The organism is Rhodococcus sp. IEGM 1370 (assembly GCF_033142325.1).
Lineage (GTDB): Bacteria > Actinomycetota > Actinomycetes > Mycobacteriales > Mycobacteriaceae > Rhodococcoides.
The window spans coordinates 1-19,000 of the sequence record NZ_JAWLRY010000022.1; the positions used below are offsets into that span (position 1 = coordinate 1).

At 63.2% G+C, this 19,000-nt stretch carries 18 protein-coding genes; 1 reads left to right on the forward strand and 17 read right to left on the reverse strand.

All coding sequences use genetic code 11. The features are described 5' to 3' along the window. Positions 1–222 precede the first annotated feature (222 nt). From R4P47_RS21125 to R4P47_RS21170, 10 genes are all read right to left on the reverse strand, one after another. Positions 223–807 (reverse strand): zeta toxin family protein, encoded by a 585-nt coding sequence (locus R4P47_RS21125; protein ID WP_317785628.1) that lies wholly within the window; start codon positions 805–807, stop codon positions 223–225. Between the two features lie 24 nt (positions 808–831). Beyond that, on the reverse strand, positions 832–1,185 hold the full coding sequence (locus R4P47_RS21130) for a TA system antitoxin ParD family protein (RefSeq protein ID WP_149407812.1): 354 nt from the start codon (positions 1,183–1,185) through the stop codon (positions 832–834). A gap of 144 nt (positions 1,186–1,329) precedes the next feature. Next, a complete protein-coding gene (locus tag R4P47_RS21135) occupies positions 1,330–2,658 on the reverse strand; it encodes an aspartate aminotransferase family protein (RefSeq protein ID WP_317785629.1) in 1,329 nt (442 codons plus the stop codon). Position 2,659: 1 nt separating this feature from the next. Next, complete coding sequence (locus R4P47_RS21140) at positions 2,660–3,604, reverse strand: phosphotransferase (RefSeq protein WP_317785630.1); 945 nt, start codon at positions 3,602–3,604, stop codon at positions 2,660–2,662. A 7-nt stretch (positions 3,605–3,611) separates the two neighbouring features. Beyond that, positions 3,612–4,547, reverse strand: a complete 936-nt coding sequence (locus R4P47_RS21145; protein WP_317785631.1) for a phosphotransferase family protein — start codon at positions 4,545–4,547, stop codon at positions 3,612–3,614. Beyond that, positions 4,544–5,953 carry an amidase gene (locus R4P47_RS21150; RefSeq protein ID WP_317785632.1) on the reverse strand — a complete coding sequence of 470 codons (1,410 nt, stop codon included), beginning with the start codon at positions 5,951–5,953 and terminating at the stop codon, positions 4,544–4,546. Before R4P47_RS21150 ends, R4P47_RS21145 begins: the two co-directional genes overlap by 4 nt. Next, the gene (locus R4P47_RS21155; protein WP_317785673.1) at positions 5,950–7,188 is read right to left on the reverse strand and encodes a M20 family metallo-hydrolase; all 1,239 of its coding nucleotides are present in this window, start codon (positions 7,186–7,188) and stop codon (positions 5,950–5,952) included. The genes R4P47_RS21150 and R4P47_RS21155 overlap by 4 nt, the downstream gene beginning before the upstream one ends. A gap of 29 nt (positions 7,189–7,217) precedes the next feature. After that, positions 7,218–8,780, reverse strand: a complete 1,563-nt coding sequence (locus R4P47_RS21160) for a sodium:solute symporter family protein (protein ID WP_317785633.1) — start codon at positions 8,778–8,780, stop codon at positions 7,218–7,220. 1 nt (position 8,781) lies between these two features. After that, positions 8,782–9,060, reverse strand: a complete 279-nt coding sequence (locus R4P47_RS21165; RefSeq protein WP_094640059.1) for a hypothetical protein — start codon at positions 9,058–9,060, stop codon at positions 8,782–8,784. A gap of 5 nt (positions 9,061–9,065) precedes the next feature. After that, the gene (locus R4P47_RS21170) at positions 9,066–9,830 is read right to left on the reverse strand and encodes an inositol monophosphatase family protein (RefSeq protein WP_269595406.1); all 765 of its coding nucleotides are present in this window, start codon (positions 9,828–9,830) and stop codon (positions 9,066–9,068) included. A 244-nt stretch (positions 9,831–10,074) separates the two neighbouring features. Here R4P47_RS21170 and R4P47_RS21175 point away from each other — a divergent pair, with 244 nt between their 5' ends. Continuing rightward, on the forward strand, positions 10,075–10,845 hold the full coding sequence (locus R4P47_RS21175; RefSeq protein WP_094668940.1) for a GntR family transcriptional regulator: 771 nt from the start codon (positions 10,075–10,077) through the stop codon (positions 10,843–10,845). 45 nt (positions 10,846–10,890) lie between these two features. Here the strand turns inward: R4P47_RS21175 and R4P47_RS21180 are convergent, their stop codons facing one another. The 7 genes from R4P47_RS21180 to R4P47_RS21210 form a co-directional block, all read right to left on the reverse strand. Beyond that, positions 10,891–12,840 carry a primary-amine oxidase gene (locus R4P47_RS21180; protein ID WP_317785634.1) on the reverse strand — a complete coding sequence of 650 codons (1,950 nt, stop codon included), beginning with the start codon at positions 12,838–12,840 and terminating at the stop codon, positions 10,891–10,893. After that, a complete protein-coding gene (locus R4P47_RS21185) occupies positions 12,837–13,214 on the reverse strand; it encodes a hypothetical protein (RefSeq protein WP_094613416.1) in 378 nt (125 codons plus the stop codon). Before R4P47_RS21185 ends, R4P47_RS21180 begins: the two co-directional genes overlap by 4 nt. Before the next feature lie 100 nt (positions 13,215–13,314). After that, positions 13,315–14,940 carry a long-chain fatty acid--CoA ligase gene (locus R4P47_RS21190; protein ID WP_317785635.1) on the reverse strand — a complete coding sequence of 542 codons (1,626 nt, stop codon included), beginning with the start codon at positions 14,938–14,940 and terminating at the stop codon, positions 13,315–13,317. Positions 14,941–15,008: 68 nt separating this feature from the next. Continuing rightward, positions 15,009–16,088 carry an alpha/beta hydrolase gene (locus tag R4P47_RS21195; RefSeq protein WP_317785636.1) on the reverse strand — a complete coding sequence of 360 codons (1,080 nt, stop codon included), beginning with the start codon at positions 16,086–16,088 and terminating at the stop codon, positions 15,009–15,011. Between the two features lie 56 nt (positions 16,089–16,144). After that, positions 16,145–16,936, reverse strand: a complete 792-nt coding sequence (locus R4P47_RS21200; RefSeq protein ID WP_317785637.1) for a thioesterase family protein — start codon at positions 16,934–16,936, stop codon at positions 16,145–16,147. 144 nt (positions 16,937–17,080) lie between these two features. Further along, positions 17,081–17,449 carry a hypothetical protein gene (locus R4P47_RS21205; RefSeq protein WP_317785638.1) on the reverse strand — a complete coding sequence of 123 codons (369 nt, stop codon included), beginning with the start codon at positions 17,447–17,449 and terminating at the stop codon, positions 17,081–17,083. Then, positions 17,446–18,948, reverse strand: coding sequence for an SAM-dependent methyltransferase (locus R4P47_RS21210; RefSeq protein ID WP_317785639.1), 1,503 nt, complete (start codon positions 18,946–18,948; stop codon positions 17,446–17,448). The genes R4P47_RS21205 and R4P47_RS21210 overlap by 4 nt, the downstream gene beginning before the upstream one ends. Positions 18,949–19,000: the final 52 nt, after the last annotated feature.

Sequence of the window (19,000 nt, forward strand, 5' to 3'; positions counted from 1 at the left end):
GGGTATTTGCGAGGTGCTCCCATGATCTGGTGATCCTTCCGGGTAATCGATGTCTCCATCAAACCCGGGGCACTTCAACGCGGCGTCAGCTCGAACGCGTTGCCCAAAGAACACTGACTTCGTTGGGTCCGGTGCAGTCGATCGCAGGCTGATATGCCAACCGTCTCTCGATCGTTCCTATTCAGGCGAGATGTGCAGAATGCGATCAGCGGGACAGGGAGGTTAAGAACGCAGGGCCGGTGGCAACCAGCTGGGCCATTCGGCCTGTCCTACGAGGTGACCGCGATCGAACCGCGCAATCGTGCGGAATGGGCGTCGCGCTGATGAATTGTCGTACACCTGAGCGCGATCCACCATCTCGACCGCAGAGCGAAGGAGAGGCCACAACCGGTCGTAACGTTCGCGAATTTTCGCCTCCGGGACCGAATGACCGCCTTGATCGACACGGTTTTTTACTCGGGCCACAGCCGTTTCGACGGGAATTGTGATGACGTGCAGCGTCACCAAATAGCCTGCACTGACGGCAGACTGGACCAGTTCGACCTTGGACTCGTGCGAGAAGACGGTCTCGGTGACGAACGACGATCGTGCCGAGAGGAATTCCGCACGCAGCTCGGCAGCAACTTTCGACGCATCGTAGGCGTGCGCAGACTCGTCGCCGGGCCATCGATCGTGCGCGATCTCGTCGGCATTGACGAACGGAAGATGCGTGACGGGTGACAGTACGCGCGCGTTGAACGTGCTCTTGCCGGCACCATTGGGTCCAGCGAGTAGATGAAGTACCGGGTCCGAAATCGGTGTTGTCACGATGGGCTGTCTCGGGAGCGCGCTCTATCGATGGTTGCTCCACTCGACGTTGCCGTCCTCGTCCGACTCGACGTACGAGCGACCTTCTGCAGTGAATTCACTCTCGAAGTCGAGCGACTCCGTCACCGATTCGATCTGTTCTGTCCACTCCGCGCGAACGACGGCCTGCCTGTGCGGCGTCAGGTCGTCATAGAGCGCCTTACCTGCGAGCACATCGGCAATATCGCGTGCCGAGACTCGATGTGAAAGCTCCATCTCACGGCCGATCAATGCCCAGTGGGCAATCTGTTGGGCGGCACTTCGGCTTGCAGCAGATCCGGCCACTTTTGCCGCATCGTAGAGTTCGTCGTCGATACGTAGAGACGAGGTGGTGCCCATGTGATGTCCTATCGCCGCAGCAGTACCGCCAGTGTAGCAATCTGCCACAACGCTCTACTGGGTCTCGCGAGCAACGAGGTCCGACGAGTCCCCGTCACGCGCCGTTCAGCGCACCGAGCAGCCCGGTGAAGGTAGCCCCACCCGTCAGGCCAGGACTGTCGCGAACTGTTCGAGGAAGTAGTCGACTTCCGCCGCCTCGATGCTCAACGGCGGTCTGATTTTCAGGGTATTTCCGTACAGACCGGTGGCCGAGATCAGCACCCCGCGTTTCTTCATGGCGTTGACCACGCGCAATGCCTCGGCCGGATCCGGTTGACCTGCAGGGCCGATGAATTCGACTCCGACGAACAATCCCGCACCCCGGACGTCCCCGATGGAATCGACGCGATCAGCGACCGTGCGCAGGCCTGCCAGCATGCGCTCACCCATCGCGGCGGAGTTTGACACCAGGTCCTCGTCTTGTATCACATCGAGTACCGCCTGCGCCGCAGAGATTGTCACGGGATTGCCGCCGAAAGTGTTGAAATAGCGCAGGTCTCGTCCGAACTGCTCGGCCAGTGAACTCTGCATGACCAGTCCGGCGATGGGCATGCCGTTGCCCATCGGTTTGCCCATCGTGACGATGTCGGGCAGCAATCCGTGCCGCTCGAAGCCCCACATCGATGCGCCCAGCCGGCCGAAGCCTGGCTGCACCTCGTCGGCGATCAACATCCCACCCGCTGCGTGAACGACATCTGCCGCAGGCTTCAGGAAGGGTGTCGGCTCCGGCAAGACCCCATCGGACGCGAAGATCGAGTCGATGAGCAGAGCCGCGATACCGATACCGGACGCGGCAAGGTCGTCGATCTGCGCCTGCACCTGCTCGGCGAACCACGTCCCCAGATCGCCCACGACCCGGTACGCATCCGGTGCCGGAACCGTCCGCAACCACGGAGCGTCGCGAACGGACGCCGGACCCATCGACGGCGAACATGCCGCCACATCCACCGTCCCTCCGTGATAAGCACTTTCGGTGACGATGATGCCCTGACCGCCGGTCGCGTGCCGTGCGATCCGGAGAGCGAGGTCGTTGGCCTCGGACCCGGTGCACGTGAACATCGCGGTGTCCAACCGGTCGGGGAAGGTGCCGACCAGATCCTCGGCGTAGCCGATCACCGCATCGTGCAGGTACCGCGTGTGCGTGTTGATCAACGACATCTGCCGAGTGACGGCCTCGACCACCCTGGGATGGCAATGGCCCACGCTGGCAACGTTGTTGTACATGTCGAGGTATCGCGTGCCATCGGCGTCGTACACATACACACCCTCGCCCCGTACCAACTCGAGCGGGGTCTCGTACATCAGGTGATAGGCGGGCCCGAGTACCCGCCTTCGGCGCTCGACCAGATCGAGCGTGCGAGTGCTGAGACCCACTGCCGAGGACGCATCGAAACCGTTGACGCTCAGGGCTCCGACGCGATCGAGTGTGGTCACCTCACAACCCCTGCAGCCAGAACGCCCAACGCGGATCCGCCATCTTCATCCTCGCGCGGGCGAGCTTCCAGGTTCCGTACTTGTGGTAGTCGAAATCCCATGCGGTGCTGAGCTTGTGGTTCATGCAACCCCACAGCCCCCATTTGACGTCGGCGAGTGCGCTGCATACCTGCACCCGGGAGATCATCGACCACTCGGCTTTGCCGTAGAACTCCTCGATCAATTCCATCGTCTGCTGCTCGCCGTAGAACATCTCGGTGATCATCACGGCCAGCTCGTAGGCGCGGTCGTTGTTCGACGCGAACTCGTAGTCCACCAACTTCATCGGCAGGCCGTCGCCGATCAGGATGTTGCCCGGCATCGGGTCGTTGTGACACGCAACCAGATCCAGACCGGACGCCAGCATCGCGTTCTTCGCCTGGCCGTATTCCGCGAGGATCACCTCGGCGTCGCGCGGCAACCGCACGCCGAGTTCGGCAACCTGATCGAGGTGTTCGTCGATCATGTCGAAAATAGTCTTCGTGATGCTGAGCTTGCTTCCCGAGTGCAGCACGCGATACAGATCGATCATGCCGAGGGGAATCTCGGGTCGCTTGAGGTCACCGTTGGTGCACGCACGATAGCCTTCGAGGAACTCGATCACCTCCACGCCGGTCACCGGATCGAACAGCACTACCTCGGGTCCGATGTCCAAAGCGCCTGCGCGACGGGCCGCTTCGTTGGCCATCGACCGGTCGATGAACGAATCCGTTCCGGCACCGGGGAGTTTCATGAAGTAGCGCTTGGGCTTCCCTTCGACGGTGATGCGCCAATTGCTGTTCATCAACCCTCCGGGTACCGGGGCATAGGTGATGTTCAGTCCCTCCCACTCCGCAACGGCGGCGAGGGCTTTCTCCACCTGCCGTTCGGGTTCGGTGTGGGCGGATCCCAGTGCGATCTCGTTCATGGCCACCTCAGATATTCCGTACTCGGTCGTCGAAATGCGGGTCGCGCAGCCCAGCGCGCGCCCTCAGGAACTGCCAGTCGGAGAACTTCGAGTACTCGTGGGTACCCGGCCTCATCGCGTCCGCATACGAGCCGATGAGGGCCCACCGCAGGGAGTCGGCGATGCCGTAGATGCGGGCTCGATCGAACAGCGCACTGTCGAACGATCCCCACATCATCTCGAACACCTCACGTGCGTCGGTGTCGAACGGGCGGATCTCCGCGAGCAACGCACCGATGTCCTGCAACGGATCCATCAGTGCCGCAACGTCCCAGTCGACGAGCCGCATGCTGCCGTCGTCGAGCACTAGGACGTTGGAGACATTGCCGTCTCCGTGGCATGGCACCGCGTCGACGCCGGCGCTGTCGATCCGCGCTTCGGCGGGCCCGAGAGTGCGCAGCATCCAGTTGAAGTCGGCCGGCAATGCGCCGCCGACCCGTTCGACCAGGCCCCGCACATGGGCAAGGTCCTCGAACACCGACGCACGTCTGGTGATTCCGCTGAGCCGGTGAACGGAGGTCCGCAGTGCCACGAGCTTTTCGACGTTCGCATACTCGTCGAACAGATCGAGCGTTGCGGTCGAACAGAGTCCGGTGAAATCCTCCATCACCAGCACACCGGACGCTGCGTCGGAGAAGAAGACAGCGGGGCCGATGCCCGCGTCACCGGCCGCGGTTGCAGCGGCGAATGTTGCTGCGATATCGATGTAGTCGCGGGCATGAGGTTCCATCACCTTCACGTATGCGGCCGACCCTGCCCCTGAGTCCGCAACCTCGGCCCGCGCCGAATAGCGCTCGGAGTCAGCGCCCCACCAACTGGGGCTCGCCATGGTGGTACTGGGGTCCAGCGTCAGGTCGCCCGTCGCCCAGATACCCAACTCGCTCAATGTCTGTCGCACAGTCATCCCAGTGCTCCGATGGTGTCAGCGGCCACAGCTGTCGGCCAGTCCATCTCGAATCCGCGCGCACCCTCGAGCCATTTCGTCAGCCGGAGCACTGCCTGATCTGCGAACCGCGGTCCGACGACCTGGATCCCGACGGGCATGTGCGCGCTGAAGCCGAAGCAGAGCGCCGACGCAGGTTGTGCGGTCTGGTTGAACCACGCGGTGAAACTGCAGTGGCCCAATGGTTGTGCCGGGTCGAGCCCGACCACTTCGGCCCCGAAACCCACCGTCGGTATGACCGGCGAGATGACGAAGTCGAATTCGGCCGTCTGCGCCCGAATCATCTCCTGCGAGCGCATCACCGCATCGGTGTCGCGCGAGAACCGAGCCGCCGAATACCCTGCCGCCGCCCTGGCCCAGTCCGCGACCGCGGGCAGTACCTGCGATCGACGATCCTCGGGAATGGCCTCCCACTCCGTGCGCGCACGAACCTGGAACAGACGATCCAACGCAGGGTACGGATCTGCGCCGAAGATCGGCGGCATTTCGGTGACCACGGCACCCGCTGCACTCAGTTGCATTGCTGCATAACGCACCACGGCCTGTACGTCGTCGGAAACGGTGGGACCGTAGCCCATGTCCAGCATGACGCCGATGCGGAGTCCGGCAGGAGCCAGGCCTGCGCGTATGTCGGTGGTGTCCTCGTAGGGCAGGCTCCACGTGTCCCGTGGATCGGGCCTCGAGATGACACCGTAGAGATCGATGAGATCGTCGACGGTGCGCGCCATCGGACCGGCCGATCGCATGGTCGACGGAGCGGTATGCGGAATGCGGCCCTGCGTCGGCTTCAGTGCGACGAGCCCGCAGTGTCCCGCAGGCAACCGCACCGACCCGGCGATATCGGAACCGACAGAACCGAAACCGATGCCCGACGCCAACGACGCACCTGCGCCGGCACTGGACCCGCCGGTGTTACGGGACAGATCCCAGGGATTACGGGTGATTCCGTACAGCGAGCTGACGCCGGCTGCCATCATCCCCATGTCGGGCATGGTCGTCTTCCCGACGATGACTGCACCGGCTTCCTTCAGTCGCGCAGCCGGTGGTGCGTCGACGGTCGACATCGGCAGGTCCGCATTCGCGGCGACGCCGTGCCGCCACGGCATCCCGATCGCATTGATGCTGTCCTTGATCGTCACTGGAATGCCGTCCAGATCGCCTCGGGCACGACCGGATACGAGTCGATCGGTCGCGGCCTGAGCTGCCGCACGTGCACCGGACTCATCCAGGTACGCCATCGCGTTGATCACGGGGTCGATGGCCGCCAGATGCTCCAGGGTGGCATCGAGCAGCTGCAGGGGAGTGGTCTCACCGCTGCCGAACGCCTCGCGGATCTCGGCGATCGTCTTCGTCAAGAGTGGATTCATCGAGTGCCTTTCGTGCCGGCGAGTTCGACGGGCAGGCCGACCCCGATATCGCCGCGCACCATGCGCGCTACCGTCTCGGCGAGCATCTTCACGCCGTCGAGTAGGTCGGTGTCGTGGGTCAGCTCTTTCTCGCTGTGCGAGATGCCGTCGACACTGGGGACGAACAGCATCACCGTCGGAACGACGTCCTTGAGATTCACCGAGTCGTGGCCTGCCATGGTGAGCATCCGTCGACACGACAATCCGAGGGACTCGGCGGCTTCCTCGGCGAGTTCGACGCCCTCGATCTGGTAGCTCGTGGACGGACGCAGCGCCGAGGTGTCGATGCTGACCCGCACCTCCCCGTCGGCGTTCACGGAATCGATTGCTGCAAGCATCTTCTCGTGGGCCTGCTCGAGAATCTCGGGATCGGAGGACCGGATGTCGATGGCCATGGTGACCTTCGACGGCACGACGATCGGGGAATTGGGTTCGACGTCGAACTCGCCGACCGAGGCCAGCAGCGCCTGTTCCGGAAACTGGGTCGTGAGATCGCGGGCAGCGAGCACGATGCGGGATGCGCCGACCAACGCGTCGTGGCGCAGGGCCATATGAGTTGCGCCGGTGTGGGACTGCTCGCCGTGCACGGTGATCGAGTACTTCCGTGCGGCCCAGTTGGCGGTGACGATGCCGATTGTCGTGCCAGTGCTCTCGAGGATGGGACCCTGTTCGATGTGGATCTCGGCGTAGGAGGCGGCCTCGGGAGCGGAATCATTGCCGTGGAAACCGATATCGGACAGAGCATCCCGCACGCTGACACCACTGCGGTCGGTGACCTTCAGGATGTCGTCGGCCTCGAACTTGCCGATGAAGACCCCGCTTCCCATCAGACTGGGCGAGAAGCGGGAGCCTTCCTCGTTGAACCAGTTCACCACCGCAAGGTTGAATTGTGGTGCGACCGAGCCACGTTCGACACACTCGGCGACCTCGTACGCAGCGTGGGCCGCGGCGAGGACCCCGTAGGCCCCGTCGTACTTCCCGGCGGTCGGCTGACTGTCGAGATGCGAACCGACGAGGACGTACGGTGCGCCTGGCGCAAATTCCACGGTGCCGTACATGTTTCCCACCGCGTCGACAGTGGTGGTGAAGCCGTGCCGGTCGAACCAGTCGGCGAGGAACCGCCTGGTTCGACCGTCGTCGGCGGTTGCTGCCTCGCGGTGTACACCACCGGCGGCGGTGGCACCGAACTGCGACATAGCGGCGAAGTCGTCGAGAAATGTCACGGTCAGATCTTTTCCGGTGCGGGGTTGGTGGCCAGTTCCTCGATCTGGTCCTCGAAGGACAGGTCGACCGGTGCCGTGCGGGTAGGACGCTTGCCGACCTCGAACATCTCGTCGACGCGGGCCTTCTCCTCGGCCGTGGTTCCGGTGGCTTTGGAGACGATGAGGAACACGGCCAGGTTGACGGCCATGCCGACGACGCCACCGGTGAGGCTGCCGAGCCCGACGATGTCGTCCGGGAAGATGGCGGTGAGCACCAGTGCGACGGTGAAGCCGGAGATCATTCCGGCGACTGCGCCCTTACCGTTGCCGCCTCGCCAAAAGATGCCCAGGAACAGTGGAATGGCAAGCTGCACAACGCCTTGGTACGAGATCTGCGCGAGGAGTTGCAGGCGTGTCATGTTGAAGGTGGCGTAGGCAACGATGGCCGCCGCTGCCATGAACGCGAGCATGCTGGTCTTGGCCACCTTGGTGAGCTGGCTGTCGGTGAGCTTGCGCTTGTCGGAGTTGACGATGTCGTTGGCGATCTGCAGTCCGCAGACCTGCACGCTGCCGTCGATGTGGCCCATGGACGCGGCGAACACCATGGTGGCGGCGAGCCCCAGAAGCCACGTCCCGCCGTAGCTTTCGGCAATGGTGAACCAGCCGGTCTGCGGCGAGTCGGCGACGGCGGGAATGACCGTGCCGGCGATGCCGACGAGCATGAGCAGGGAGTAGAAGACGCCGGAGATCAGCACGGTGCGGATGGTGCCGGACTTGACTGCGCGGACACTGGATGCGGTGTAGATGCGCTGGAAGCTCGTCGGCCAGCACAGCGATCCGACGACACCGGTGAAGATGAGCGCGAAGAGGTAGAACGGGCCGTAGGAGTCGCCGTCTCCGGGAACACGCAGGTACTCGTCGGCGACGTCTCCGAGGGTCGAGAAGCTGATCGGACCGCCGGCGACACCGGAGAGCAGAATCAGGCACAGTGCCGCAGAGAAGACGTAGGCGACCAGACCTTGGAACATGTCGGTCATGATCAGGCCGCGCATGCCCATCTTGACGGTCCAGTACTGGCGGATGACGATGACGGCCAGGCCGACGAACAGGCACGTGGTGACCGACCATGCTCCGGCACTGGCGATCTGAAAGACCTCGCCGAGTGCCTGCATGCCGAGCACGACCCAGGGGAAGAGCGAGACGATACCGATGACGCTGGCGACGATCTTGGTGGCGCGCGAGTTGAAGCGCAGGCCCAGCAGGTCGGGTTGTGAACGGAGGTTGTACTTCGCTCCCCAGCGCCAGGCGCGGGTGGCCATGAAGTACATCATGGCGACACCGAGGCTGGAGTACGCGAGACCGTACAGTCCGAATACTCCTGCGCCGCTTGCGAGTCCGAAGAACGCGATGAACACCGAGCCCGGCCACCACGAGTTGACGTAGCTCATCGCGACGTACCAGGGACCGTAGCTGCGACCGCCCACCGAGTACTCGTCGAACGTGGGGGAGGTCTTCTGTTGGGTGGTGTAGAGGATGAAGATGACGACGGCGTAGAAGACGCCGAGCATTCCCAGCATGATCAACATGTCATTCTCCAGTCAGCGGTGCGGTAGCGGGGAGGAGATCCTCGTCGAGTTCGCCGCGGATGTCCTCGACGATGTAGAGACCCCAGAGAGTGAGACCGAGAACGACTCCGTTGATCAGCCAGTACATGATGGCGAACGGAATGCCGAGAATCTCGTAGCGAATGCCACTGCCCCACATGTACAGCGGGGGAAACAGTGCGAAGAGCAGAGCGAGAGCGTAGATACCGCCGAAGAACGTCATGATGCTCTTTCGGCTCAGGCCGCGAATGTACTCTTTCATGTGCGTCATCCTTGGTTGACTATTTTGAGAACCGAGTCGTGAATTGCGCCGTTGGTCGCAATCCCGTTGCCTTTGTCGAAGTCTCGCGCTCCGTCGAGCGAGGTGAACGTGCCGCCGGCTTCCTCGATGATCACCGGCATGGGGGCGAGATCGTAGATCTGCGTCGTGTAGTCGACCACTGCGTCGGCCTGGCCGCTCGCGACCATCATGTAGCCGTAGGCGTCGCCCCAGGTCCTCAGCACGGCACCCGTGGCGTGGAGGTCGACGATGGTATCCGGGTGCCAGTCCTCGAGCCAAGTTGCCATCACATAGGCACCGTCCAGATCTGTCCTGGTCGACACATGTACCTGCTCACCGTTTTTCCAGCACCCTTTGCCGCGCTCGGCGTGCATCAGGATGTCTGCGCTGGGTAGGTTGATGACGCCGAAGACGATCTGCTCGCCTTCTTCGAGCGCAATCAGGTTGGCGTACAGCGGAACTCCGTGCACGAACGACTTGGTTCCGTCGATCGGGTCGACGATCCATCGGTAGTCGGACGTGCCACTGGTTTCACCGAACTCCTCCCCGAGAAAGCCGTCGGTGGGGAAGTGCTCGGCGACGCCGGCTCTGATGTGCGTCTCGATATCGCGATCCGCTTGTGTAACAGGGGAACCGTCCTGTTTCTGTTCGACGGTGAGGGCTGAGGTGTCGAACCAGCGACGAGCGATCTCGCCCGCCGAGCGGGCGAGCTCCACGCCGAGAGCGGCGCGTGCCGACCTGGAATCCTCCACGGTGTTGCACCCTTCGGTAGATGTTGCGTTCTCGGGTAAGTGCAACGATGGGCGTAGACCATTTCTGGTTTTCTCGTCGATACGTGAACGTCGTGTAACGCGTGACCTGGTTGCGGGTCATAGGACACCCGCCGTGTTAATCGTGCGTTAATGCCCAGGTCGAGGGGTGTTGCTCGGGCCTGATTGAAGATTGAATGGGCTTCTGCAGTCGTGACGAGTGAATCGAGGTGATTCGGTGCTGTTGATGGAGCAGACGCACGCGGCGCTTCTTCGGTTGGCTGCCGAGCTCGAATCGCGGTCCGTCGCCCGGTTGCCTCCCGAACGCGAACTGGCCGAGCGACTCGGCACGTCACGGACGACGCTGCGCAAAGCACTGGATCTTCTCGAACGCGACGGCGTCATCCGACGGACGAAGGGGAGAGCCGGCGGTGCGTTCCTGACCTCGGTGACACCGGGTTCGTCGTCACCGGAAAGTGCGCAGTCCCTCTGTCAGAGCCGGCGACTGCTGCGAAGCCTCAACACCGTCAAGGGCGTCCCGCAGATGCTGCACGAACAGGGATTTCGCGACGGGACCAAGGTCATCTCGGCGCGGATCGCCGAGCCGAGCCCGGAGGCGGCGCAGGTACTGGGAGACGGACCGGTGGTTTCGCTGCTGCGGCTGCGCTTCGCGGACGGCGACACACTGTCGCTCGAGCAGATGTACCTCAGCGACAGCATCTGTGGCCGAGTTCTGGAGACCCCGTTGAACTCGGTGTACGAGGCGCTGCGCACCAGGCTCGGCGTATCGGTCTGTATGGCAGACGAATCCATCGAATTGGCGACGATCAGTGCGCCTGCGGGCTCGCTGCTCCGGCAACCCGAGGGAACGCCCATCCTGAAGCTCGAACGCATCGGATACGACCAGTCCGAACGACCCGTCGAATATTCGGTGGACCTGTTCCGCGCCGACCGAACTCGATTGAGTGTGCGCACCTCGTCGCTGGTGAGTGCGTCGGTCACGGAGACGTCGACGTAAAGAGCAGGCCCGGAGACCGTAGTCCCCGGGCCCGGACGTGGCTGGCTACTCGGTGCAGCAGTGCCCCGCGGATTTCGGCGTCTCCGGTGCCAGATCCAGCATCGGATTGCCGTCGAAGAATCCCGTGGGCTTGAGGTGCAGACTCACATGGCTGACCGGCATGACCGGCCAATCCTCGGGGCGCACCACGTGGTGAGCGGCAATCGTGGGCCAGATGACCAGGTCTGCGTCTTCGAGCGAGCGATCCTGCGCGGTGTATGCCACCAGGCCGTCGTAGCCGGGATTCTGGGCCACGTACTCACCGGCTGCATAGCGCTCACGTTCTGCGTACGGCGTCGCCCACAGGTGCTTGGTGGCGAACCCGCCTCGGCGTGCCTGCTGCGAACCGGGCTGTGCCAGAGGCAGAGCGACCGCACCGGACGGCTCGATTTTGTACCCGATGTGCCCGCCGAGCTTGTTCTTCTTGTCCGCGTTGGCAATCAACCAGGAGCGGGCCCTGAGTGGATCGGCGAGGCGTTGTGCCTCCGACTCGGTGGCGAGGTGCCGCTTGGTCTGACGCCACGCGTTCCCGTGCGGGTTCTCGGGGCCAGCGGGCACTGCCTCGGCTTCGAGCTCGTACAGGTTGTTGCGTGCTCCGTCCACGTTCATGTCCAGGCGAACGCTGAAGAAGTGTTGGTGATGAGGCCCGTAGAGACCGGGAGCGACGAGCGTCCCGAACTCGGGGACCTGGCCCGGCTCGATGGCACCGGTGGAGATGATGCCGGTCAGTTTGATCTCGAACTCGATGGACCCGTCGAGATACAGATGCCAATAGAAGCCGTAGTCGTAGTTGCCCACGGTGGCGAAGAACGACACGACGAGGCGACGGTTGCGTCGGACCTGGCCGACGTTGTCGCGAAAGTCGGTGTGCTTCCAACCGATGCTGTAGTCCTCCTCGTGCATGCAGATCGCATTCGGAAGTTCGATCGGCTGACCGTCCTGATCGTTGACGTACGCGTCGAAGTAGTGAATCTCACCGAGGCAATCACAGCCCAGCTGAAGCGAATTGGCGAGAACACCCAAACCGTACTCGCCCTCGTCGAACACGTTCTTGTTCCACTGACTGTCACCGGGATCGCCGTACGGTACGTACATTTCCGACAGCGACGCCCGATGGATGATCGGCCGCAGAGTCCCGCGATCGACGTAACCGACGTCGTGCAGCACTAACCCCTCACGGGGTGTGAAACCGACGCGCAGGTGCCAGTTGGCCCACTCGACGTAGTGGCCGTCCACCGTGAACGAAGGACCGTCGGGCTGGGTGATGTCGATCTTCTTCATCGGTGCGCGCTGGTGGGAGAACTCCGGGACATTGCCGGGGCGTTCGTAGAATCCGGGTAGGTAGTTGCCGGGAGTCTGAGGGATGGGAACCACTCCGGTGTCGGCGACGTCGACCACCTCCATCGTGTCCATATCGACTGTGACGACAAGATTCTCGACGGGCCGCGCATATCCGTTCTCCTGCGCTTCGCTTCGTACGAACGTCAGCGGGCGGGCGAGGCGTCGGCCACCGGGGTTGTCGCCCTCCATGGTGTGGCCGCTGGCCCACTTGTCCACCATCGCGAGCGAGAAGTCGGTGACACCACGCTTGACCATCGCTTCCTGCCACCGTGGATCGGCCTTGATGACGTCCTCGCAGCGAAGGAATTCTTCCAACGTGATGGGTGGCTGGGCATCGGCGATCTCGGTGTAACTGATCAGGGCGTCGTGGGTGAGCGAGACCACTGCCTCGAACGTGGCATGCGCATCTCGGTCGCGCAGGACGACGAACGCTCGACGGTCCGTATCCGACTGCTGCAGATCAATTTTCGGCGGCTCCAGCAGCTCGATATAGACGAAGCGTGCAGTAGAGGTCAGATTCCGCTCGCGAACGACTATCGCCGACGTCCTCGAAATCTCCTGCGGGGTCAGCGGTTCGAGGGGGTGAACTACAACGGGTGCAAAGGTATCGGTCATCGAGGCTCCTGCAGTCGGTGATGGAGAAGTTCCGGCGGAATGGCGCGCGTGCGAACGAAAACCACGACGGCGGCAAGCGTGAGTTCGACCGCCGCGAGAATCGAGGCCGCCGATGCACCGCTGACAGCGTCGGTCACGACAGGCTGATGGTGGCCTGCCGGACCGGAGGCATGCGCAAGCAGCATGACGGCACTCGATGCCGCCATCACTACCCACGCACGATTGTTCGTCGACCGCCACAGATCGGCGGCGCACACAACGCACACCACCGCCATGGCGGTCACCAACATGCCCGACGCGCCGCCGACGCCCATTCTCAGATGCAGAACGGCCGATATCACCGCGAGTGCCGATGCACAACGGTTGATCAACACAGTTCGCCACTTCCTGCCGTCGCTGTCCGTTACGACGCTAGGGGTAGACCATTACTGGTATTCGCAGGTCGCGTGAGGAACGTGTAACTCACCGAACGGATCAGACCAGCTCGATGACCTCCAAAGCACCGTCGGCATGCGAACTCCGCAGTCGCTTCTTGTCGTATTTGCCGACGCTGGTTTTCGGGACCTCGTCGATGAAGGTCCAGCGTTCGGGCAACTGCCAATGCGCGACGCGGCTGTCGAGGAACTCCTTCAGTTCTTCGGCTGTCACCGATGCACCCTCGCGGACGACCACGGCCACCAGGGGCCGCTCATCCCACTTCGGATCTGGCACCCCGATCACCGCGGCCTCGCGAACGGCCGGGTGTCCCATCACCTGATTCTCGAGTTCCACCGAGGAGATCCATTCGCCCCCGGACTTGATGATGTCCTTGGAGCGATCGGTCAGTCGCAGGTAGCCGCCCTCGGAGATAGTTCCCACGTCACCGGTCCGCAGCCAGCCGTCGTCGAACTTGTCGTCTGCGTCGGCGCGGTAGTAGCTGCCGGTGATCCAGGGGCCACGGACTTCGAGTTCACCGACGGTCTTACCGTCCCACGGCAATACCTCACCGGCATCGCCGACGAGCCGTGCTCGCACTCCGGCGACGAATCTGCCCTGTGTGCAACGCAAGTCGAACTCGTCCTCCGCCGACAGCCCGGCATCGGGCTTGCCGGAGGTACCCAGAGGCGAGGTCTCGGTCATGCCCCAGGCCTGCGAGATGTGCACCCCGTACTTCTCGTGGAACGCCCGCATCAAACTCGGTGGACACGCGGCACCGCCGACCACCACGTCACGCAGACTCGACAGATCGGCCGGGTGCTCGTCCAGGTGAGCGAGCAGGGCCTGCCAGATGGTCGGAACTGCCGCCGCAGCCGTCGGTCGCAGTGTCGACATCATCTCCGCCAGCGGTGCCGGCTGCAGAAACCTGTCGGGCATGATCAACGATGCGCCGACCATCAGCGCTGCATAGGGCAACCCCCACGACATCGCGTGGAACATCGGCACGATGGCCAAGACCTTGTCGGACTGCGCGATCGCCATCGCGTCGGTCATACAGGCCTGCATCGAATGCAGGTAGATGGAGCGATGCGAATACACGACTCCCTTGGGGTCGCCGGTGGTGCCCGAGGTGTAACACATTGCGGCAGCTGATCGTTCGTCGAGCTCCGGCCAGTCGAACTCCTCCGGCTTGCCCGCGAGTAGGTCCTCGTAACCCAGCACCTCGATACCGTCGGGTGCAGTGACCTGCGTCGGGTCGACGCCGACGACAACGAGATGCCGCACGGTCTCGAACGTCGGCAACAGAGGTGTCAGCAGGGGGAGCAGGCTCGCGTCGGCGATGATCACCTGGTCCTCGGCATGGTTGACGATGTAGGTGAGCTGCTCGGGAAAGAGTCGAATGTTCAGTGTGTGCAGCACCGCGCCCATCGCGGGAATCGCCATGTACGCCTCCATGTGCGGGGCGTTGTTCCACATGAACGTTCCGACGCGCTGATCGTCGTCGATGCCGATAGACCGCAGACCGTGCGCCAGTTGCGCTGCCCGCCTGCCCAATTCCCCGAAGGTCACCGTGGTCGGACCGGTGTCCGTCCAGGTGGTGATCTCGGCCGAGGAGTGAATGGACGTCCCGAATCGAACCAGCTGGCCGATGGACAGTGGGGTGTCCTGCATGGTGCTCTTCATCGATCTCGCTCCTGAAGTCTCGGCATACACGTCGTTGTGCTGCGCGTCACACCATGCACGATACTGACTTACCCGGACGCGTGGTCTCGGGTACCTCGGATTCGGGCGTCGACCTCGCGAACCATGTCCTGATAGATCTCCGACGCGGGGTCGATGACCGCGAAGTGGCCCCCGGGGCCTTCGACCGAGACGACCGAATCCGAGCCCGCCGACGCGGCGGCGTAGTACGCCCGACTGATCTCGAGCAGGTTGGGATCGTCCGATACCGCGCACACCACCAGATGCGGAACACCGAGCGGAAGCCTCGAGATCGGCGACGATTCCTCGTACGTCTCCTGCGCACCGGCGAATCGCGCACCGATCGCATTCGACACCGCACCCTCGCCGAGCCAGCGCTCATCGCCGACCCGTAGGTCGAGGACACCGGCCAGACTCACTGCGAGAGCCGGGGTTACGGCATTCCCGGCTGAATCGGCGGCGAGGCGCAGAGCAAGCTGACCGCCCGCTGAATGGCCGAACACAACTACCCGGGACGGATCCAGATCGCCGGGTGCCGTCTCCAGAGCCGCAAGCGCGGACGCGACGTCGCCAGTCATCGCATCCCACCCGTGTTCGTCGGGGCGACGATATTCGACGTTCCACGTCGCGTAACCCCGCCCGGTCAGATCGACGGCCATCGCGTCCATCAGGTCGAATTCCCATCGCGAACGCCAGTAGCCACCGTGGATCAGCATGGCGACGGGAAACGGGCCATCGCCCTCGGGTAACCGCTGCTCGACGCGTTGCTCGGGGTGATCCCCGTAGTGCAGGATCGTTCCGGGGTGAAAGCGGTGGAAGTACACGCTGTCGATCGCGAACCGCAGACCGTCGAGCCCGCGGCCGCGAATGTGAGCGCGGATGCCCGGTGATCTGTCCGGCGTGCACTGGCCGAGATCGACCCGAACGACACCGCCGTGCGACGACGTGTCGATCGGGATCCCGTCACCGGGAACGACGATCACCTCGTCGGAACCGGCTGCGGTGTCGACGATTCCGCCCGTCAGTCCTCGGGCCGACAGCGCCCTGGCGACCAATTCCTGCGCCGTCGCGAGATCGGCGAACACGCCGGGAGCGGCGACGATGTCGAGGTGCGTCGAGGGGTGCGTCATGGGTTCACGCTACCCAGAACGGCGTCGACCGAACCCGAGACGGCGGTCGGAGTGGGTCAGACCTTGTAGTACACCACCTGGTGGCTCGTGGCCAGCAACGTTCCCCCTTCGGTCCACAGTTCGGCCGTCTGATCGAAGTAACCCTGATGGAAGCGGCGGGCTCGTGCGGTGCCGAGGACGTACCCGTCGGAGTGCTGCTCGAGATCTTCGGGCGTCGCGAAGTAGTGGGTCGTCAGCGAGATGGTGCCGGCCGGCACGTAGCGACCGAGGCGCTGAAAGATCCTGGGGTAGAACACATCGCTGAGCGAGGTCAGCGCAGCGAAGTCCACCGGGCGTGGTGGCGTGTCGCGGATCCACAGTGTCTCGGTCGAGTCCGGTGATTCCTGGTCGTTCAGAGCGCCTGCAACGAAACGCATCTCATAGTTCTGTGCCCAGGCGATCGCGTCGGGAAAGGCACCGCGGGGCGTCTCGGCGGGGGAGGAGACGGCCGGTGCCACGGCCTCGGTGTTGTCCCACGTCTCGCGCCGGGTTCCGAACACCGCCGTGGCCGTGGTGGCGACGGCACCGTCCTGGACGAGTTCGAGGTACCAGTGCTGATTGCTTCGGTTGGTTCGCACGGCGCGCGCCGAGATCTCCAATTCGCCCTCGGCCACCGGACCGGCGAAGTTGACCGTCAGCGAGACCGGTGATCCGAGGCATTCCGGATGCCGTTCGATGGCTCGGATGAACGTCGCAGCAGTGATGCCACCGAACGGGCCGACCATGCTGTTGTACGGCGCCGATGTCCTGCCGCGATACGTGCCGTCGCCGACGGTCTCGAGGGCGACTGCTGTGTCGAACGGATGCATTGTTCTCCCGTAGGTCTCTATCGTCGTTCGTGCCGATTCAAACTATCCGGCCCACTCGGGCGGTACGCAGGGTGGCTCCCTCACGGAATGATTCGCTGGCGACGCAGCTCGGCGAACGTGGCACGGGCCGCCACGCGGTGGAAACTAGCTGTCGTTGCGACGGAGCCCGCGAGACACCAGGTTGATGACTCCGGACAGTGCGAGACTGCCGCCCGGGTAAATGAGAAGACCGAGTGAAAAGATGACGGGTTCCGATGCGTCCTTCACCATGAACGCAGCACCGATACCGGTCAGGATAAGTCCGAGGATGGTGAGGAGCGCGATTGTTCGCCGGCTCTGACGGGACAACCACGTCGAGATCAAGGCTGCGAAACCGGCGAAGACACAGAGGAAAATCGACGCAATGAACAACGCATCCGACTTGACGACTGTGGCCACAAAGAACATGGATCCGCCGATGAGGAGAAGAGCCAGCTCAGGAGCAGGCTGTCGTTGAGGAGCATCGGCATTCATTGTGGCCGTTCCCTCGCGAAATCTACCGCGCGAGTGAGCGATGCTGCCCCCAGTAGTAGACCGTTCCTGGCCGCAACATCGGAAGCACGCTCTCGGAGCGCTCCGGGGTCGGTCGCGTAGGCGATCGCGTGCAGGTCGATGCGTTGCAACAGCTTCTTCGTCACGGGTCGTTTGCTGTCCCAGAATGCCAGTGCAGCAATGAGATCCGTGGCCTCCTGGCCGGTCAACAGCGCATGGGCGACCGCGCAGGCCGCTGGGTCCTCGAACGGCAGGAGATAGGTGGCATCGTCGAACACCGCAGGTCTGCCGTCGTAGGGGCCGACCATTCTGAACTGCGGAACCTTGTGGAACCCGGAGATCGCGATCTTGTAAGGCGCAAACGTGTACGGCCCCACACCGAAGATGCAGAAGCGGGCCCTGTTGCGGTAGATCGACGACTTCCGTCCGTCGAGCACAGCGGCGTTGTCGGTCAGGTACTTCCACAGCTTGGGAGCGCTGGCCGCCAGCTGCGCGGTGTCGTCACCGGTATGCGACTGCGGCACTATCATCCACCGCGACACTTCGGTGAGTTTGCCGCGGTAGACATCGGTGCACTTGAACAGTGGAAACAGGAACTCGCTCTCGACGTCGACCGAGGCTCCGAGTTTGGTTCGTGGACCGTCGTTCTCGGTCAGTTCCATGACGGCAGACGCGTCGTGTTTGATGCCCTGCCGCCAGGCGTGGGGGCTGACACCGTCGAACTGCTTGCTGCGCTGGTACGCATCGACGTTCGCGACGAGTTGGCCGTCGATGACCCCGATTCTGTTGTCCGGTTGTGACACAACGATGTTCGGATAGGTCTGTGCGGTGTAGTCGGTCTTGCCCGGCCCGAGTTCCACGGTGAACCAGCAAGCGTCGACCCCTGCGTCGAACCACTTCTTCGCATCGATCATTCGTAGACTCGAACCGGTCACCGGAAGCTGCTGCCGAGCGCAGTGCAACAGCACGTTTCGAGCAACCTGGGTCTTGCAGATCATCGCGATGGTCACCGGTCTATCGCTGAACTCGGCGAGGAGCTTGATCCAAATGAATTCTGCGATGTCGAAATTGGAGCTTCCGGTGATCGCATCGATTCCGCGCGCGTTCTCGGTGTTCGCACGAGCCGGTCTGTTGCTCGAGCCCAGAACCGAGAGCTGAGAATTGGTCACCCATGGTGGGTTGCCGACGACGAGAGTCGGGCCGGGCGCGGATGTCCATGCGATGTCGCGTGCAAGGTCGAAATCGAAAATCGAGGCGGTGATCACTCTGCCGAATGTCGATGCGGCCACGGCGTACTCGGGTTGCACCTCGATTCCGACACGTTCTGCATCGGGATGGCGCTCCCCGATGGCCGACAGGAAGTTCCCGACACCGCATGTGGGTTCGAGGACGCGGGTCCACATCCTTCGAGGCAGGGTGCTGACCAACGCACGTGCCAACTCGATCGGGGTCTGAAAGTCCCCGAACTCGTTGTTGGGCATCGGTGCCTCCGGCATTGGTGCGGACAGGTGCCTTCCGTGACACGGGAGCGGA

What these genes read in the sequence shown, in the direction of transcription:
- R4P47_RS21130 (WP_149407812.1), bottom strand. Translation starts at nt 1,185, where the DNA reads ATGGGCACCACCTCGTCTCTACGTATCGACGACGAACTCTACGATGCG.
- R4P47_RS21140 (WP_317785630.1), bottom strand. Translation starts at nt 3,604, where the DNA reads ATGAACGAGATCGCACTGGGATCCGCCCACACCGAACCCGAACGGCAG.
- R4P47_RS21145 (WP_317785631.1), bottom strand. Translation starts at nt 4,547, where the DNA reads ATGACTGTGCGACAGACATTGAGCGAGTTGGGTATCTGGGCGACGGGC.
- R4P47_RS21150 (WP_317785632.1), bottom strand. Translation starts at nt 5,953, where the DNA reads ATGAATCCACTCTTGACGAAGACGATCGCCGAGATCCGCGAGGCGTTC.
- R4P47_RS21155 (WP_317785673.1), bottom strand. Translation starts at nt 7,188, where the DNA reads ATGTCGCAGTTCGGTGCCACCGCCGCCGGTGGTGTACACCGCGAGGCA.
- R4P47_RS21160 (WP_317785633.1), bottom strand. Translation starts at nt 8,780, where the DNA reads ATGTTGATCATGCTGGGAATGCTCGGCGTCTTCTACGCCGTCGTCATC.
- R4P47_RS21165 (WP_094640059.1), bottom strand. Translation starts at nt 9,060, where the DNA reads ATGAAAGAGTACATTCGCGGCCTGAGCCGAAAGAGCATCATGACGTTC.
- R4P47_RS21175 (WP_094668940.1), top strand. Translation starts at nt 10,075, where the DNA reads ATGGAGCAGACGCACGCGGCGCTTCTTCGGTTGGCTGCCGAGCTCGAA.
- R4P47_RS21180 (WP_317785634.1), bottom strand. Translation starts at nt 12,840, where the DNA reads ATGACCGATACCTTTGCACCCGTTGTAGTTCACCCCCTCGAACCGCTG.
- R4P47_RS21190 (WP_317785635.1), bottom strand. Translation starts at nt 14,940, where the DNA reads ATGAAGAGCACCATGCAGGACACCCCACTGTCCATCGGCCAGCTGGTT.
- R4P47_RS21195 (WP_317785636.1), bottom strand. Translation starts at nt 16,088, where the DNA reads ATGACGCACCCCTCGACGCACCTCGACATCGTCGCCGCTCCCGGCGTG.
- R4P47_RS21200 (WP_317785637.1), bottom strand. Translation starts at nt 16,936, where the DNA reads ATGCATCCGTTCGACACAGCAGTCGCCCTCGAGACCGTCGGCGACGGC.
- R4P47_RS21205 (WP_317785638.1), bottom strand. Translation starts at nt 17,449, where the DNA reads ATGAATGCCGATGCTCCTCAACGACAGCCTGCTCCTGAGCTGGCTCTT.
- R4P47_RS21210 (WP_317785639.1), bottom strand. Translation starts at nt 18,948, where the DNA reads ATGCCCAACAACGAGTTCGGGGACTTTCAGACCCCGATCGAGTTGGCA.